This is a genomic window from Kosakonia beeri (assembly GCF_054165705.1).
This window is the reverse complement of sequence record NZ_CM135106.1, coordinates 179,650-196,880: the sequence shown is the minus strand read 5'-3', so window position 1 is coordinate 196,880 and position 17,231 is coordinate 179,650. Positions and strand designations below refer to the sequence as shown.

Sequence of the window (17,231 nt, the reverse complement as noted above, 5' to 3'; positions counted from 1 at the left end):
GCGACGGAAGTTAAGGATGGAAACTTCTAAGGCGCGGTAAGTAGACCATAGCGGGGCGGAAAAGTGTCAGGATGGAGTGAACGCTGACCACATATTTACAAAAATATTCGGTCAGCGTCAGAAAACGATTAGCTTATTTGATATCAGGAGGTGATCACATTCAGCTTAACGTCGATATTGCCGCGTGTGGCGTTTGAATAAGGGCACACAATATGGGCTTTTTGCACCAGCGCCTCAGCTTCGGCGTGATCCATCCCCGGCAGGTGGATATCCAGCTGCGCTTCAATACCAAAACCGGTCGGCAGAGGACCGATCCCGACCTGTCCTTCAATATACGCTTCCTGCGGTACTTTCTTTTTCTCGACCGAGGCAACATGTTTCAGCGCACCCAGGAAACAGGCGGAATATCCAGCGGCAAAGAGCTGTTCCGGGTTGGTCACTTCCCCACCCGCTCCCCCCATTTCTTTGGGTACGCCCAGTTTGACATCCAGCACGCCATCAGAAGAGGTTGCGCGGCCATCACGGCCCCCGGTTGCTTTTGCTTTCGCACGGTAAACCACTTTTTCTAAGGACATGTAAAACTCCTTCTGTTGGAAGAAACCTGACCTATAAGGATAGTCGCTCTGTCAGGAGTGTGCGGCGCAGATCAAAAAAACCGCCGGAGCGGCGGTTTTTGCTGAGCACACTTTGACTAACCGGTCGGTCAGGCGTGCGCCTCTTTATAAAAATGGCGTTGCGGCTGGCGAATGGTGGTAGACAGCGCCAGAGAAATAATCAGCAGCGCGAAGATCACGCAGAAAGTGACATAAAAGCCGCCAAACAGCGAGGCGATAATCGAACCACAAATGCTGCCGATACCGAAGCCGAGATAAATCACACCGTAATTTTTCGCCAGATTGTTCAGACCGAAGAATTCGCTGACCAGCGACGGGAAGACGGTGATCGTCCCCCCGAAGTTAAAGGCCACACAACCGATTGCCGCAAAGAAGGTCAGCCCATTCAGCGGAGCGAACAGCAGCGCTGCCATACCCACCAGCGAAATCACCTGGCCAAGCGTGATCACCCTGATTCGGGCCATTTTGTCAGACAGGATGCCCAGCACCAGGCGACCACTCAGGTTAGCAATGGCAATCACGGTTACCGCATTGGCTGCTGTTGCCACATCCAGGTGCACCATGCCTTGCGCGATATCCTTCGCCACGCCGATCACATACAGGCCACTCATGCAGGCCGTCAGGAACATGACCGCCAGCATCCAGTACTGCGGTTTACGCATGGATTGCGCCAGCGTGAAATCATTTTCGACCACGCCGTTAACAGAGGTGGCTTTTTGCAATGGCGCATCGGTCATCAGGGTGGCACCAAAAACGATCATCACCAGCACAATGGCCCCCCAGATCATAAAAGTGCTTTCCAGGCCCACCGTCGCCAGCAAATGACTGTCGATAAATTTAAAACCCAGGCTGCCAAGGCCATAAGAACCAATGGAAAACGCAGAGATAAGCCCTTTGCGTTCCGGAAACCATTTTACGCAGTTGGAGAGTGTTAACAGGTAACCGGCACCATCAGCCAGGCCGACCAGCACGCCTGCGCTGAGCCACAGCATTAACAGATTGTGAGAGTGCGCGGTCAGGAAGAAACCAATGCCGAGCAGAACGCCGGAAGCCATAGTGACACGTTTAACGCCAAAACGTTCCTGTAATTTCCCGGCGACTGACGATGAGAGCGCCAGTCCGAGACTCAACAAGCCAAAGGAGAAGGCAACCTGGCTCACCGGCTCATCCAGCTTTTCCGCCAGTGAACTGTTGAACAAACTCCAGGTATAAACAGACCCTAACGCAAACTGCGTAATAATGGTGCCGACCAGCGTCAGCCAGCGCGTGCGATTAACAATGGAAGTTTTCATGGCAGTCGTCCTGCAGAAGAAAAGAAAGGAATTCACTGCCGACAACCATAACGAAGCGCATTTCACGCCGGGGTAAAAAAGGCATGAAATGCAGTAAAGAAGGAATGAAATGCCTCTGAGCGGGAATGAATGGCGCGCCAAAAAAACGAGGCGGCCATTCAGGAATGTGAGTTAGTACATACTATCAATGCAAATCGCGCTGCTATTGTTTCTTAACTGTAAAAAGTTTGTTTTAAATGTACTTAAAAACGGGCGCTTACCCCCATGCTGTAGAGGTAGTTTTGCCCGAGGGTGACATTTTCTGACTGCGACATGGAGGCATAAGCGGCCAGGTGCGAATTCAGCAGCATATCGGCGCCCAGCGTTACGTCCAGCCAGTTGCCATACTGGCTGGCAGCGGCCAGCCGATAGAACCCGGACTGGCTTTTCCAGACGTTCTCGCCTATTTGCTGGTTATAACTGATTTGCGCCCATGGGCGCAGGCCGCCGACGCGGCTGTCCACACGCCATCCCAACGAGCTGACGCTGGCATGCCACAACGGATCGCTGTACTGTGCGTTGGTCGCGCTATCGCCGAATTCGTTATACATTGAGGTCGTGGAACCGTCGTAACGCCACACCGCGACCGGCCCGGTCGTTAACCCCTGCGCCAGCGGGATATTCAGGCCAATACTCATGGTGCTGGTGGCGTCCAGCGGGGCGTTGTCCGGCAGGTTAAAAGCAATACCCGGCGAATTCTGCGCAGAGCGAATACGCTCCTCGAGAATATCGTTGTAACGCGGTTGGCGAGCGCTATCCCAGGTATAGCGCGCAGAGGTCGCGTTCTGGTGGTCAGTAATAATATATTCTTGCTGCCACGCCATTGCCGCCTCGCAAAAAAAGAGACAGGCAGGCACTAGCGCAACCAACAGGCCACTGTTTTTAATTTTCATCAATTTGCGACTCCAGAAAAGAGCCGAACACGGCGTAATTGTTATCGTTGTTGTCGGGCCTAAGACCCTTTAGTAAATATTGTCTTTTTAACACACACGTCAAGATGGGTTGACGATCTATTTCACTATATCGAGAACGGAGTAAGGATATGCAACGTTGCGGATGGGTCACTCAGGACCCGCTCTATCTTGCTTACCACGATACCGAATGGGGCGTGGTGCAAAAGGATGGCAAAAAACTGTTCGAGATGATCTGCCTCGAAGGCCAGCAAGCCGGGCTTTCGTGGATTACCGTATTGAAAAAACGCGAAAATTACCGTGAGGCCTTTCATCACTTCGACCCCGAACGCGTTGCCGCAATGACCGTAGAAGATGTAGAAAAACTACTGCAAAATGCCGGTATTATCCGCCATCGCGGTAAACTTGAAGCGATTATCGGTAATGCCCGCGCCTACCTGTCCATGGCGCAAAATGGCGAGTCATTTTCAGAATTTGTCTGGGGGTTTGTGGATCATACGCCACAGATAACCCAGGCTGCCACGCTCGGCGAGATCCCCACCTCAACGCCCGCGTCCGATGCGCTGTCAAAGGCGCTAAAAAAGCGTGGCTTTAAATTCGTGGGTACCACCATCTGTTACTCGTTTATGCAGGCCTGCGGTCTGGTCAACGACCATGTTACAGGCTGTATCTGCCATGCCGGGAGCGCGCATGATCCGCGAGTGGCATAACCAGGACTTGTCGCCGCTGATCGAGCTCTGGCTGGAGAGCACTATCTTCGCCCATCCCTTTATCCAGGAAAGCTACTGGCATGAGAGCGAAGCGCTGGTGCGCAGTGCTTACCTGCCGGTTGCGCAGACCTGGGTCTGGGAAGAAAACGGCGAACTGACAGGATTTATTAGCGTAATGGATGAACAGTTTATCGGGGCGCTGTTTGTCCGCCCCGCAGCACTGCGTCGCGGTATTGGTAAAAGGCTGATTGATCATGCCAAACAGCACTTTTCATGGCTCAGCCTTGAAGTTTACCAGAAGAACGAACGGGCGGTTAACTTCTACCATGCGCAGGGTTTTCGTATCGAAGAGAGCGCATGGCAGGATGAAACACGTCACCCGACGTGGATCATGAACTGGCGGGCGGATCAAACGCCGTCAGGGTAAGCGACGGGCCTTGATACTTCTCGATCCACGCCAGCGCAGTATTACCGGCGCAGCCGTTGCCAAGACGCGAGCTGGGCAAATCTTTGGTCAGCACGTTCACTGCACCATTTTTACAAATACCGCCGGCGTGGTGGTCGAGATCCGGCCAAGCACCTTCGTGGATACAGATAACGCCAGGCTTAATGCCCTCTGTCACCACTGCCCCCGCCAGCACCTGCCCACGCCCATTCCACACGCGTACCACGTCGCCGTCTGCAATCCCGCGCGCCTGTGCATCCTGCGGATGCAGGGTAACAGGTTCGCGGCCGGCCACCGCATACTGTTCACGCAGGCGGGTAAAGTTAAGCTGACTGTGCAAGCGATGCGCCGGATGCGCAGAGAGCACCTGTAACTGCTGCGGCTCAGCATTGCCGTGCCACTCGTCCGGCTCCAGCCACATTGGGTGTGGCGGGCAGTCGGCATAGCCGAAACGTTGAATACGCTCGGAGAAGATTTCGATTTTACCGCTCGGCGTTTTTAGCGGATTCGCCTGCGGGTCACGGCGAAAATCACCGAAGCGAACGAAGCGCGCATTTTGCTCGCTTTCAGGCATCTCAATCAACTGGTTGGCCTGCCAGAACTGCTCAAAAGGCGGTAAGGTGACTTGCTGGCTGGCACCGCGCTGACCCGCAATCTCATAGAACGTTTCCAGCCATTGCAGATCGCTTTTCCCTTCGGTAAAGCGCTCGCGCCCACCTGCCTCCCAGCGTTCGCTCAGTTCAGCAAACACCTCCCAGTCATCACGCGCTTCGTACTGCGGAGCCACCACGCGCTTCATTGGCACCAGATGCTGGTTGCTGTAATCGCCGGTCATGGTCAGGTCATTGCGTTCAAACGAGGTGGTCGCTGGCAGCACGATATCGGCATGCTTAGCGGCTGCCGTCCAGAAGCATTCTGAAATCACCACCAGTTCGGGTTTTTGCCAGGCGCGGATCAAGCGATTGGTGTCCTGATGGTGGGTAAAGTTCGCGCCACCTGCCCACCAGACAAAACGGATATCAGGGAAGTGGCGGTTCATACCGTTGTGCTGATAAGCACCGCCGGGGTTTTCCAGCGCTTCAACAATGCGGGCGACGGGAATTTTATCCACAGCGTCGGTCCCGTCCTTCACGGTGCCCTGCATCGAAGCCAGCACTGCCGCACGACGCGTCGGGTTGCCGCCGTTGGCAAAATGGTAAGAGAGACCAAAACCGCCGCCGGGCGTGCCAATCTGGCCAAGCATGGCGGCCAGCGTCACCAGCATCCAGTGTTTTTGCTCGCCAAATTGCTGACGCTGCATGCCCCAGCCGGACATCAGCATGGTGGTGTTTTCATGGAAAAGTTGCGCCAGTTCGCGGATTTTTGGCGCATCAATACCGCAAATATCTGCTGCCCATTCCGCCGTTTTCGGCACGCCGTCGCGCTCGCCAGTCAGATAAGCCGCAAACGCGTCGTAGCCCACGGTACACCGTGCCAGAAAATCATTATCCTGCCAGCTATGTTCCACCAGCGTATGCGCAATGCCGAGCATTAACGCCACGTCAGTGCCCATATGCGGTGCGAGCCACTCGATGCTGTCGCCAAAGAAATCGACGGTTTCCGAGCGCATAGGATCGATGCAGATCACCCGTTTCCCGCTTTTTCGCAGCGCGTCAAAATAAGGAATGCCCTGTTCATCGCTCGCGTTCCAGGCAATCTTCAGCGTATTGAGCGGATTGGCGCTCCACAGCACCACCACCTCACTGTGTTCAAGGATCAGCGGCCAGCTGGTCTGTTGTTGGTACACTTCGTTGCTACCGACCACATACGGCATGATCGCCTGCGCCGCACCGGTGGAATAATCCCCCAGATGGCCCGTGTACCCCCCCGCCAGACTCATATAGCGTTGTAACAACGTCGCGGCTTTGTGCAGCACGCCGTTTGAACGCCACCCATACGAACCGGCAAAAATCGATGCCGGCCCGTAACTGTCACGAATGCGTTTATGCTGCTGGTGGATGAGCGTCAGCGCATCGTCCCAGCTGACACGGACAAACTCATCCTGGCCCCGCACGCCCTGCGGATTAGCAGGCGATGCAAGAAAACCTTTGCGTACCATCGGGTAGCGAACTCGTGTGGGACTGTGCACTTGCTCCTGCACGACTGTTTGCAATGAGTTCGGGTGGCGAACAGGCAGCGCCCCGCGTGAAGCAAGCACGTTTTCGCCGTCGGTATCGACCAGCATTGGCCCCCAGTGGGCCGCCGTAAGAACAGTTTTGATAGCAGAGTTTGCCAAAGCGCGCTCCTGAATAGCATGCAGGTGATGACGGCGGTTCGCCGTATTCATGGTGTCTGTTGGAACTTCATTGCGTTCTATCATCCACAGTGACGTTGGGATAGCAAAGAATTAAACGTCATTACGCGCATACCAGAGGTGATAAGCGCGGCAAAGACATTATCTTAGTGCTTGATTGAACGCCATTTCGCGCTAAGGTGTGGGCAAATATTCACGGCGAGGGACGCAGTCATGGCGAAAACAGCACGCGCAACCATTAGCGATGTCGCAAAAGCAGCGAAAACCGGTAAAACCAGTATTTCCCGCTACCTGAATGGTGAAAAACACCTGCTGTCCGCCGCGCTGCTGGCGCGTATTGAACAGGCGATAGCCGAGCTGGATTACCGCCCCAGCCTGATGGCGCGCGGCCTGAAACGTGGGCGTACCCGCCTGATTGGTTTGATCATCGCCGATATCACCAATCCTTACTCTGTACATGTGTTAAGCGGCATTGAGGCGGCGTGCCGCGAGAAGGGCTTCACTCCGCTGGTGTGTAACACCAACAACGAAGTCGATCAGGAGTTGCACTATCTTGACCTGCTGCGCAGCTACCAGGTCGAGGGCATTGTGGTCAACGCGGTCGGCATGCGTGAAGAAGGGCTTAATCGCCTGCAACAATCCGCTCTGCCAATGGTACTTATCGACCGCAAAATTCCGGATTTCGCCTGTGATGTTGTCGGACTGGATAACACCCATGCCGCCACTACCGCCACGGAGCATTTGATTGAACAGGGCTTCGAGGCGTTACTTTTTCTCAGCGAACCGCTTGGCACGGTCAATACCCGCCGCGAACGCCTAAGCGCCTTTCGCGCCACGCTCGCGCGTTATCCTGGCGTGGTGGCAGAAAACGCCGAAACGCCGCTGCATGACGCCGCCATCATGGACAATGTCTTGCGTCAGTTCCACGCCAGCCACCGGGGCATGCGTAAAGCCGTGATTTCCGCCAATGGCGCATTAACTCTGCAAGTGGCGCGGGCTTTAAAACGCATCGGGTTGAACTGGGGTAGCGATATCGGTTTGCTCGGCTTTGATGAACTGGAGTGGGCAGAACTGGCAGGTGTCGGGATCACTACGCTCAAACAACCCACCTGGCAAATCGGCTATGCCGCTGTAGAACAAGTGGTACGGCGCATCGAAGGCCACAGCGACACCGTGCGCGAGCAGGTATTTTCCGGCGAATTGATCGTTCGCGGCTCCACCTCACGCTAAAAGCTTCGTGATAGTGATCATAAATTCGGCACAGTAAACTTTTCTTTGGAACCGGTTCCATCTAGCGTTAAAGGCAGACTGAAGTCATGTCGATCGATGTTGGAGCCGGACTATGCAGAGAAAGATTATTGTTGTCACCGCCGCCTATGGCCATGACGCTATTGACGCGCTGGGCGGGCAATTGGCCCTGTTACCGATTGTGGCCGACGCAGGCGCTGACGGGGTGGAAATCCGCCGCGAATTGTTGAGCGAAGCCGAACTGACTCACTTGCCAGCACTGGCGCACGCCGTACAAAACCACCACTTGCAGGCCTGCTACTCCGCGCCAGAGCCGTTGTGCCTCGAAGACGGCGCACTCAACCCCCGCCTGCCGCAATTACTGGCCGAAGCACAAACGCTGAACGCGCTGTGGCTGAAAGTTTCCCTGGGTCACTTTCGTCATAGCGCGGAGCTTGAGACGCTACGGGAATGGCTGGCGAACAGCACGGTGGGGCTGGTGGTGGAAAATGATCAAACCGAATGCGGCAGGCTGGCACCAATGCTGCGTTTTAAGGCAGCCTGCCATACGCTGGCCCTGCCCGTCACACTGACTTTCGATACGGGCAACTGGCTCTGGGTGGGCGATTCGCCGGAAGAAGCCGCACGCCAGTTGGCACCCGCCGTCAGCTATATCCATGTAAAAGCCGCCATTGCGCATGGCGATCGCTATCGCGCTGTGCCGCCTGACCTGGCGGATCCCCGCTGGCTAACCCTGCTGGATAACCTCCCGGCAGATGCGCCGCGCGGTATTGAATTCCCGCTTGAAGGCGATGATCTCGCCGCCGTCACACGTCGTTACGTAAACGCCTTACGGAAGGAGCCACGCCATGCATAGCCCACTGGATGTTGTCACTGTCGGTGAAGCCATGGCGATGTTCGTCGCCACCGAAACCGGCGATCTGGCCGCTGCCGGGCAGTTTATTAAACGTGCGGCAGGCGCAGAGCTGAATGTGGCCACCGGACTGGCGCGGCTCGGCCTGAAGGTGAGCTGGATAAGCCGTGTCGGCGATGACAGCTTTGGCCGCTTTATTCTCGATACGCTGCAAAAAGAGGGGATTGACCGTACAGGCGTGACGCTGGACGGGCGTTATCCGACCGGTTTTCAGTTGAAATCTAAAGCCGAAAATGGAACCGATCCCATTGTGGAATATTTCCGTAAAGGCTCCGCCGCTAGCCATTTGTCGCCAGAAGATTTCAATAATGCCGTTTTCCGTCAGGCACGGCACCTGCATTTAAGCGGCGTGGCCGCAGCGTTATCCGACTCGTCATATGCCTTGCTGGACCATGCGGCAAATATCATGAAATCACAGGGCAGGACAATCTCTTTCGATCCCAATCTGCGCCCGGTGTTGTGGCGTAGCGAAGCAGAGATGGTAGAGAAACTGAACCAGCTCGCCTTCCAGGCAGACTGGGTGTTGCCAGGGTTAAAAGAGGGCATCACCCTGACGGGCCAACACACGCCGGAAGGCATTGCGGATTTCTATCTGGAACGCGGCGTGCAGGCCGTGGTGATCAAGACCGGGCCGGATGGCGCCTGGTTTAAAAACGCCAGCGGCGAGCAAGGTGCCGTTGCGCCGATAAAAGTGGACAACGTTGTAGACACTGTCGGCGCCGGAGATGGCTTCGCTGTGGGCGTGATCAGCGCCCTGCTGGAGGGCAAAACCCTGGTCGATGCAGTGCGCCGTGGTAACACCATTGGCGCGCTGGCGATACAAGTGCCAGGCGACAGCGAAGGTTTGCCAACGCGTGAGCAGTTAGGCGCGTGGTAGTTTTTCGCCTGTTTCGCCGCAAATAACACCGATCTGTCCCCTACAAACAGACGGCGAGTAACCTCAACTGGAGGCAGCCTTATGAATAAAGCAACGAATCCGACAAAACGCTGGCTGTATATTATGCCGATTGTGTTTATCACCTACAGTCTGGCTTATCTGGACCGGGCGAACTTCAGTTTCGCCTCTGCCGCCGGGATCAATGACGATCTGGGCATTACCAAAGGGATCTCGTCTCTGCTGGGTGCCCTCTTCTTTCTTGGGTACTTCTTTTTCCAGATCCCCGGCGCGGTCTATGCCGAACGCCGTAGCGTGCGTAAGCTGATTTTTATCTGCCTGATTTTATGGGGCGGTTGTGCGTCGTTAACCGGCGTGGTCAACAACATCCCCATGCTGGCGGCGATCCGCTTTATCCTTGGTGTAGTGGAAGCGGCCGTGATGCCAGCCATGCTGATTTATATCAGTAACTGGTTTACCAAATCGGAACGCTCACGCGCGAATACGTTTCTGATCCTCGGCAACCCGGTCACTGTGCTGTGGATGTCAGTGGTATCTGGCTATTTGATTCAGTCCTTTGGCTGGCGCGAAATGTTTATCATTGAAGGCATTCCAGCGGTGATTTGGGCGTTCTGCTGGTGGGTGCTGGTTAAAGATAAACCTGAACAGGTGAACTGGCTTTCCGGCGAAGAAAAAGCGGCGCTTAAGGCCCAACTGGATAAAGAGCAACAGGGTATTAAAGCTGTGCGCAACTACAGTGAAGCCTTCCGCTCACGTAATGTCATCCTGCTGTGTCTGCAGTATTTCGCCTGGAGTATTGGCGTGTATGGGTTTGTGCTGTGGCTGCCGTCCATTATCCGCAGCGGCGGCGAAAACCTCGGCATGGTCGAAGTGGGCTGGTTGTCGTCGGTTCCTTACCTCGCGGCCACGCTGGCAATGCTACTGGCGTCCTGGGCATCGGATAAACTGCAAAACCGCAAACTGTTCGTCTGGCCTCTGCTGCTGATGGGTGCCTTCGCGTTTATCGGCTCCTGGGCGGTGGGCGCGAACCACTTCTGGATCTCCTACACGTTACTGGTCATCGCCGGCGCGGCAATGTATGCGCCGTATGGGCCATTCTTCGCGATTATTCCCGAGATGCTGCCACGTAACGTTGCCGGCGGCGCAATGGCGTTAATCAACAGCATGGGCGCGCTGGGCTCGTTCTGTGGTTCCTGGGTTGTAGGGTATCTGAACGGCGCGACCGGCAGCCCGGCAGCGTCGTACATTTTCATGGGGGTAGCGCTTTTCGCCTCTGTGTGGCTTACTTTAATTGTTAAGCCTGCTAACAATAAATTGGTTTCGGCAGGCGCATCACCACGAGGGAGAACCGCATGAAGCCGTCCATCATCCTGTACAAAGTCTTGCCCGAAGACTTGCTCAAGCGTCTGGAAACGCACTTTACCGTCACCCAGGTTGCCGATCTGAAGCCGCAAACCGTCGAGCAGCACGCCGACGCCTTCGCCAGTGCGCAGGGATTGCTGGGGTCCAGTGAAAAAGTGGATCAAGCGCTGCTGGAGAAGATGCCGCACCTGCGCGCCACTTCTACCGTTTCCGTCGGGTATGACAACTTTGATGTGGATGCGCTGAATGCCCGCAAAATTTTGCTGATGCACACGCCGACCGTTCTGACCGAAACCGTTGCCGATACCATCATGGCGCTGGTGCTGAGCAGCGCCCGCCGGGTAGTAGAAGTGGCTAATCGGGTGAAAGCGGGCGAGTGGAAGTCCGGCATCGGCGCGGACTGGTTTGGTGTCGATGTCCATCATAAAACGTTGGGTATTATCGGCATGGGTCGGATCGGTATGGCGCTGGCCCAGCGCGCGCATTTTGGATTCGGCATGCCCGTTCTGTATAACGCTCGCCGCCATCATACCGAGGCAGAGGAGCGCTTTCAGGCACGTTATTGTGACCTGGAGACGCTCCTGAAAGAGTCCGATTTTATTTGCCTGATCCTGCCGCTTACTGACGAAACGCACCATTTAATTGGCGAGAAACAGTTCGCCATGATGAAAAAGTCCGCCATCTTTATTAACGCCGGTCGCGGCCCGGTAGTTGACGAACAAGCACTGGTGCATGCTCTGCAAAGCGGTGAAATCCACGCTGCCGGGCTGGATGTGTTTGAAAAAGAGCCGCTGCCCGCCGACTCCCCGCTGTTGTCGTTACCCAATGTGGTCGCACTGCCGCATATTGGCTCTGCCACGCACGAAACGCGCTACAACATGGCGGCGTGCGCGGTGGATAACCTGATAGACGCATTGAAGGGTAACGTGGAGAAAAACTGCGTTAACCCGCAGGTGGCTGGCTAAATTAATCACCCCTCCCTGCGGGGGGTCAGAGATGACAATAAAAAAGAGGCGATAATCGCCTCTTTTTTTTGCCCGCACCGGATTATTGTTGCGTGGCGTTGACGGTTGCCGTCCAGGCCTGAGTAAACGCCTGATGCTGCGCCGCCAGCGGCCCAATCAGCGCATTGTACTGGCTGGCCTGTTGCGAGGTCGGGAACTGAATACCATTGGCGACAAAGCTCACCTGGTTATTCTGCTGCGCAATAAAATCACCGACCTGTACCAGCTGCTGAGTGAAGATCTGCGCCGCCGGGATCAGCGGTTGCAGCGCATTGGCCGGATTGGTCACGACTTTAGTAAACACCTGGTCATAAACCGGCTTCAAATCATCCGCTTGTTTCAGCGCCGCGTGTGAAGCGTCCGCCTGCATTTTGGCGTTTTGCAACTGCTGACTCAGCACGCCCAGCGAGCCATTGGCCTGACGAAGCGGTTCGCGCTGCGTCATATAATCCTGCGGTACGCGAATGGCGTTTACGCTGTCCACTACCGGGCGCAAACCCGAATCCATGGCCTGATTAACCTGCTGGGAATAGCCATAAATGACGGCATAGTCAGAAACAAACGGGCCAAATTGCTTTTTCTGATCCGCCGTCAGGGCAGGCAGCCGTTCGCTGCTACGCATCGCGGTATTTTGCAGGAAATCGATAAACGCCTTGCGTTGATCGCCTTCTTTGTCGAAACACCCACTCAGGCTAACTACCATTAATAACGCCGCAAGTGGCGCAAACCAGCGAGAGCAGGACTTACCTGTCGCCATTTTATTACTCCTTTCACCCAAAAAAGCGCACACCGACACCCGTGTGCCGATGGCTAACAAGGATAGTCCAGGTCAGCCTTGCAAGATACCCTTTCCTTGCATTCTTATGCCGGAAAAAGCGCGCCGGGAGAGCACGTTACCACGCTTGCGTCACTGCGCCCTACATACAACAATTTGCTGGCTATTTACAAAAAAATACTGAGCGCGGGCAGTCTGTGAGTAATCAAGCAATTAAGTGCCATAAAAATGCCTGAACATGCATCTCCAGGGCATCAAAAGCCCCACATAGCACGATTAGCCACTGAGGCAACCACACACCAGGACTTTTCCCGACTATTCTTAACAGGCTGTATCACGATCCCGCTGTGTGATTTTAAGAGGAGTTCTCAATGGAATACAAAGATCCTGTGTTTGAACTGCTGAGTAGTTTGGAACAGATTGTATTAAAAAGTGATGTAACACAGCCGGTTACCCTGAGCCAAAAGCCAAACACCTTTAATGAGTTTGAACGATTGAGACGGGGTACTGGACTGAAAATTGACGACTTCGCGCGTGCGATGGGCGTCAGCGTCTCCATCGTTCACGAGTGGGAATCACAACGTATAAAACCCACTGCGACAGAGATGAAACTGATGCGTCTTATTCATGCCAACCCGACGCTCAGTAAGCAACTTATTGACTAAGTGATGCCCGACCCCCGTCAAGACGGGGGTTTATGTTTATACCCTTTCGCAACGCCACCCCGTATCCTGCCATTCAACACTGTGCGTTAGCATTAGTCCTTGTAAGAACGCCTCATCGTGCGATACCACCAGCATTGCTCCAGGAAATGACGCCAGTGCGACTTCAATGGCACGGGTTGATACCAAATCAAGATGGTTTGTCGGCTCATCCAGCAGCAAAAGCTGTGTCGCCTCACGTCGCCACAACACACAGGCCAGTGCGGCTTTCAGGCGTTCACCGCCGCTGAGCGCAGCCAGCGGAAGCGTGACTTTATCCGCCCCCAGTTGCAGTTGCGCCAGACGCGTGCGCAGCACGCCTTCTTCAAGCGGCGTATTCTCCAGGTTGAGATGCTCCATCACCGACAGGCTGAGATCCCACTGCGTCAGATGCTGGTCAAGGTAAGCGGCCGTGACCGAAAGTTGGCAACATCCGGAAACGGGCACCACTTCGCCAAGAATGAGCTTCAGCAATGTCGATTTACCGCAACCATTTGGACCTCGCAACGCCACACGCATTGGCCCGTCGATACGCCAGTTCAACGCTGGCATCGCCACCCAGGGCAGAACCAGATCGTCGATCACCAGTACCTGCTTTCCATCAGCAATATGGCTGCCCGGTAACGTAAAGAGCACAGGAGCCTCTTCCTCTACCCTTTCCCGAGCCTGCCTGATCGCCGTATTGAGCGCATCGTTTTGCTCGCGATGCTGCTTGCGCCAGCTCGCAGGGCGCTCTTTCGCCGCGTTTTTATACCTGACCCGCTCGAACGAGGCGATATTCAGCGTGTCCACCGTGCGCAGGGTATGGGCAGAGCGCCGCTGGCTGGCATCATGCTCTTTCTGCATGCGGTGTCGCGTGCGTCGGCGTTCGGTGGCGGCATGTTCCAGCATCGCTTTCGCCGCCTGCTGCTCGCTTTCCCGCTGGCGCTCGTACTCGTCATAATTCCCGCCGTAGCTGTGCAGGCCTGCAGGCGTCAGTTCGAGAATGCGGGGCATTAGCGCCAGTAACTCGCGATCGTGAGAGGCCACCAGCGCGCCGCCGTGCCAGCGTGACAGGCCTTCGTAAAACCAGGCCCGCCCTTCCCGATCCAGATGGTTGGTCGGCTCATCCAGTAGCAGGTAATCCGCACCGGTCATTAACGCACTGCTCAGCAGGGCGCGCATTCGTTCACCGCCGCTCAGGTCAGCGGCAGGTTTATTCGGGTCAAACGCCGGTAACCCGGCCCGGATAAAGGCCAGTTGCAGGCGCTCGGGCAGATCCCAGCCCCCTTCCAGCACGTTGAGATCGTCTGATTGATACTCACCGCGTTCGATGCGATCACGGGCGGCAAAAACATCGCCATACCCCAGAAATTCAGCCAGCGTCGTCGTTGCCGTTACCACCGGTTGTTGAGACACCCAGGCCAGGGTGCCAAAGCGTTCGATATGACCGGCAGCGGGAGTTTCCAGCCCTGCCAGCAGCCGCAGTAGCTGCGTTTTACCCGCACCGTTGCGGCCAACCAGCCCACATAGCGAGGGTTCAAGCGACAGGTTTAACGGGCCGAAAAGGGTTTCGCCCGTCGCAAACTGACAGGTGAGCTGATGCAAAATAAAAGCAGGGGATTGCGCACAATGAGCCATAAGCACTCCTGAATGAAATCAATACCTTTCCCCGCTGACGCCATGGCGTTTAGCAAGGAACCGAATTCATCAGTCGTGTTTGTTCATTTTCCGGGTGCGCTCCAGTGAGACGAGACGTTCGTCGGGGCAAAGCATAGCCGTAACCTCCGCTGAGCTTCAAGCTTAAATTTTCACCCACTTCCTTAAAGGGGCTAATTGTTTGTCCAATAATGCCGATGAATAAGATGACTTAACTAAAAGTGGCAAGCCGTGCGTGTCTTTCGGGCAGGCAACCTCGCAAAGGAAACGACTCAAAAAGGTTACGCATCCGCGTTATTGCGTCGAATTGTGCTGTGGCATTCATCAGGGAAGATAGCCCCCGGAATAGGTGCATTGTTGTTGTTTTTGCGGCAATGAACGATAAAAGAGAATGAATGATGTCCAGATATATTCTTATTGTTGATGACAGCCGTCTGTCCCGAATGATTTCACGCCAGTATGTCACGAACCTGCATAACGACTGGAAAATTGATGAAGCCGGGACGGGCGAAGAAGCGATCGAACTCGCATCCGCGACGACGCCGTGGCTTATCCTGCTGGATGTGAACATGCCCGGTATTGGCGGGATTGAAACCGCCTCGCGTATCCGTCAATCCCACCCTGAAACACACATTGTGTTGCTGACAGCAAACGTGCAGAACTCGATTCAGGTCGCGGCTGAAGAGCTCGGTCTGGGTTTTCTGGCAAAACCGCTGAAAGAGCCACAACTCCATGCCCTGCTCAATAGCATGGAGGTGAAATGATGAGTGAACTCCCGGATATCACCGACATTGAATCAGACAGCCTGATGGAGATCTTCAACATAGGCGTTGGCCACGCGGCCGCCGCGATGAGCAATATCGTCAATGAAGAAGTCCGTATGTCTGTGCCAACCCTCCGCTTCACCCCGCGCTCGGAAGCCGCCGATGAGCTGGGTGCCGGCATGTCCCTGTTTGGCATCAGCCAGCATTATGAAGGGGCTTATGCGACCGAAGCGATTTTGATGTTTCCGGAAGCCGCCAGTTTTGAGATTGTGCGCATGATGGTCGGCGACCTGATCCCAGCACACGAACTGGGGGAGATGGAGCGCGAAGCGATGAGTGAAATCGGCAATATCGTGCTCAATGCCTGCGTCGGGACGCTGGCCAATATGTTCCAGAAGGAGTTGCAAGGCTCGTTGCCCGTTGTGAGGGTGGGTACCAGCAAGCAGATCCTCAACCCGAACAAAGACGAAAGCGATCCGCTGGTGATGATGCTGCGCATCGATTTTTCTCTTGAGCGCCAGCAAATCCAGGGCTATCTGGCTTTTATTCTTGATATGTCTGCGCTGCGTGACTTGCGCGAGCAAATACGGTTGTACATCAGCCGTTTAGAATCCGGTAGCGTGCCTGACGGAATGCAATAATCATGAAAGATAAGTTGTTATTGGATGCATTTTCAGCGCTTAGCCTTGGTGTCATCATTGTTGACGCCCACTACCGTATTACCCAGTGGAACGCCTGGTTAGAGGCGCATACCGGGCATGCGGCCAGTGACACTACCGGCAAGAATTTCTTTAGTGTATTCCCTGACCTGGAGCATCATCGCGTGGGTGATGCTATTCGTCAGGCCATTAATCACAATTTATCTTCATTGCTTTCTCAGTCGCTGCACCGCTCGCCGTTCCCGCTGTTTGCTGAACCGGCCCGGCCAGGCGCACGCCTCAGCCAGGCCGTCACCATCGTCCCGCTGGGCGAAACCGAGCGTTATTGTCTTATTCAGATAGTCGATGTCACCGCCGCCGTTCGCCGTGAATCTCTGCTGCGTGAACAGGCAAATGAGCTGCTGGCTCAGTCCCTGTCCGATGGACTAACAGGTGTGGGCAATCGGCGCTATTTTGATCTCTGCATTGACCGGGAGTGGCGGGCCAGCAAGCGCAATAATAAATCCTTGTCGCTGCTGTTGATTGATGTCGACTATTTTAAGCTCTACAACGACTGTTACGGTCACCAGCGCGGAGACGAATGTCTGAAGCAGATTGCGACCGCCATGCGCGGCGCGCTGGAAAACGCCAACGATGTGCTGTTCCGTTACGGTGGCGAGGAGTTTTGCGCGCTGTTACCGGAGACACGCTCAGCCGATGCCGTCGAAGTGGCTGAACGCCTGCGCACCCGCGTGCAGATGCTCGATTTACCGCACATCAGCTCGCCGGATGGCATCGTCAGTGTCAGTATCGGCGTTGCCAGCCTGAGCCAGAAAAACCACTCCGAATACGGTCAGCTTATTCAGTGCGCGGATAACGCGTTGTATGAAGCCAAACGTGCCGGGCGCAATAGCGTGCGGGTCAAAACGACCTTCACAAAATTCGCACCCTTTACGGGGACCGCCTGTGGAAATCCTCCGCACCCCTGA

General features: G+C 55.2%; 17 protein-coding genes. 11 read left to right on the top strand and 6 right to left on the bottom strand.

The annotated features are described in order from the left end of the window. Positions 1-143: 143 nt before the first annotated feature. The 3 genes from ACUY4S_RS00935 to ACUY4S_RS00925 form a co-directional block, all read right to left on the bottom strand. Positions 144-575, bottom strand: coding sequence for an organic hydroperoxide resistance protein (locus ACUY4S_RS00935; protein ID WP_312690043.1), 432 nt, complete (start codon positions 573-575; stop codon positions 144-146). 128 nt (positions 576-703) lie between these two features. Further along, complete coding sequence (locus ACUY4S_RS00930) at positions 704-1,906, bottom strand: L-lactate MFS transporter (RefSeq protein WP_312690045.1); 1,203 nt, start codon at positions 1,904-1,906, stop codon at positions 704-706. A 242-nt stretch (positions 1,907-2,148) separates the two neighbouring features. Next, entirely contained in the window at positions 2,149-2,838 is a 690-nt protein-coding gene (locus tag ACUY4S_RS00925; protein ID WP_312690047.1) for an autotransporter domain-containing protein, read from the bottom strand. A gap of 149 nt (positions 2,839-2,987) precedes the next feature. Here ACUY4S_RS00925 and tag point away from each other — a divergent pair, with 149 nt between their 5' ends. Together tag and ACUY4S_RS00915 are read left to right on the top strand one after the other, a co-directional pair. Then, on the top strand, positions 2,988-3,566 hold the full coding sequence (tag, locus tag ACUY4S_RS00920; RefSeq protein WP_312690049.1) for a DNA-3-methyladenine glycosylase I: 579 nt from the start codon (positions 2,988-2,990) through the stop codon (positions 3,564-3,566). Further along, on the top strand, positions 3,547-3,993 hold the full coding sequence (locus ACUY4S_RS00915; protein WP_312690051.1) for an N-acetyltransferase: 447 nt from the start codon (positions 3,547-3,549) through the stop codon (positions 3,991-3,993). Before tag ends, ACUY4S_RS00915 begins: the two co-directional genes overlap by 20 nt. Here the strand turns inward: ACUY4S_RS00915 and ACUY4S_RS00910 are convergent. Continuing rightward, positions 3,956-6,337 (bottom strand): molybdopterin guanine dinucleotide-containing S/N-oxide reductase, encoded by a 2,382-nt coding sequence (locus ACUY4S_RS00910; RefSeq protein WP_312690206.1) that lies wholly within the window; start codon positions 6,335-6,337, stop codon positions 3,956-3,958. The two genes, ACUY4S_RS00915 and ACUY4S_RS00910, sit on opposite strands and share 38 nt — an antisense overlap. Positions 6,338-6,517: 180 nt before the next feature. On the opposite strand from ACUY4S_RS00910, the gene ACUY4S_RS00905 reads away from it, so the two are divergent. From ACUY4S_RS00905 to ghrB, 5 genes are all read left to right on the top strand, one after another. Continuing rightward, entirely contained in the window at positions 6,518-7,534 is a 1,017-nt protein-coding gene (locus tag ACUY4S_RS00905; protein ID WP_458022966.1) for a LacI family DNA-binding transcriptional regulator, read from the top strand. A 112-nt stretch (positions 7,535-7,646) separates the two neighbouring features. Further along, positions 7,647-8,408 (top strand): sugar phosphate isomerase/epimerase family protein, encoded by a 762-nt coding sequence (locus ACUY4S_RS00900; protein ID WP_458022967.1) that lies wholly within the window; start codon positions 7,647-7,649, stop codon positions 8,406-8,408. Next, positions 8,401-9,342, top strand: a complete 942-nt coding sequence (locus ACUY4S_RS00895; protein WP_458022968.1) for a sugar kinase — start codon at positions 8,401-8,403, stop codon at positions 9,340-9,342. The genes ACUY4S_RS00900 and ACUY4S_RS00895 overlap by 8 nt, the downstream gene beginning before the upstream one ends. Before the next feature lie 81 nt (positions 9,343-9,423). Next, positions 9,424-10,716, top strand: coding sequence for an MFS transporter (locus ACUY4S_RS00890; RefSeq protein ID WP_312690059.1), 1,293 nt, complete (start codon positions 9,424-9,426; stop codon positions 10,714-10,716). Further along, on the top strand, positions 10,713-11,687 hold the full coding sequence (gene ghrB, locus ACUY4S_RS00885) for a glyoxylate/hydroxypyruvate reductase GhrB (RefSeq protein ID WP_312690060.1): 975 nt from the start codon (positions 10,713-10,715) through the stop codon (positions 11,685-11,687). The genes ACUY4S_RS00890 and ghrB overlap by 4 nt, the downstream gene beginning before the upstream one ends. 82 nt (positions 11,688-11,769) lie before the next feature. Here ghrB and ACUY4S_RS00880 read toward each other — a convergent pair whose 3' ends face one another. Next, entirely contained in the window at positions 11,770-12,483 is a 714-nt protein-coding gene (locus tag ACUY4S_RS00880; RefSeq protein ID WP_263098844.1) for a DUF3053 domain-containing protein, read from the bottom strand. A 389-nt stretch (positions 12,484-12,872) separates the two neighbouring features. On the opposite strand from ACUY4S_RS00880, the gene ACUY4S_RS00875 reads away from it, so the two are divergent. Then, positions 12,873-13,166, top strand: a complete 294-nt coding sequence (locus tag ACUY4S_RS00875; RefSeq protein WP_312690067.1) for an HTH-type transcriptional regulator — start codon at positions 12,873-12,875, stop codon at positions 13,164-13,166. Between the two features lie 36 nt (positions 13,167-13,202). Here ACUY4S_RS00875 and ACUY4S_RS00870 read toward each other — a convergent pair whose 3' ends face one another. Continuing rightward, a complete protein-coding gene (locus ACUY4S_RS00870) occupies positions 13,203-14,822 on the bottom strand; it encodes an ABC-F family ATP-binding cassette domain-containing protein (RefSeq protein ID WP_458022969.1) in 1,620 nt (539 codons plus the stop codon). 413 nt (positions 14,823-15,235) lie between these two features. Between ACUY4S_RS00870 and ACUY4S_RS00865 the strand changes: the two genes are divergently transcribed. From ACUY4S_RS00865 to ACUY4S_RS00855, 3 genes are read left to right on the top strand one after another with little or no spacing between them, the layout of a single operon-like run. After that, positions 15,236-15,604 (top strand): response regulator, encoded by a 369-nt coding sequence (locus ACUY4S_RS00865; protein ID WP_312690070.1) that lies wholly within the window; start codon positions 15,236-15,238, stop codon positions 15,602-15,604. Continuing rightward, complete coding sequence (locus ACUY4S_RS00860) at positions 15,601-16,245, top strand: chemotaxis protein CheC (RefSeq protein WP_312690072.1); 645 nt, start codon at positions 15,601-15,603, stop codon at positions 16,243-16,245. The genes ACUY4S_RS00865 and ACUY4S_RS00860 overlap by 4 nt, the downstream gene beginning before the upstream one ends. Before the next feature lie 2 nt (positions 16,246-16,247). Further along, positions 16,248-17,231 carry a diguanylate cyclase gene (locus ACUY4S_RS00855; protein ID WP_312690074.1) on the top strand — a complete coding sequence of 328 codons (984 nt, stop codon included), beginning with the start codon at positions 16,248-16,250 and terminating at the stop codon, positions 17,229-17,231.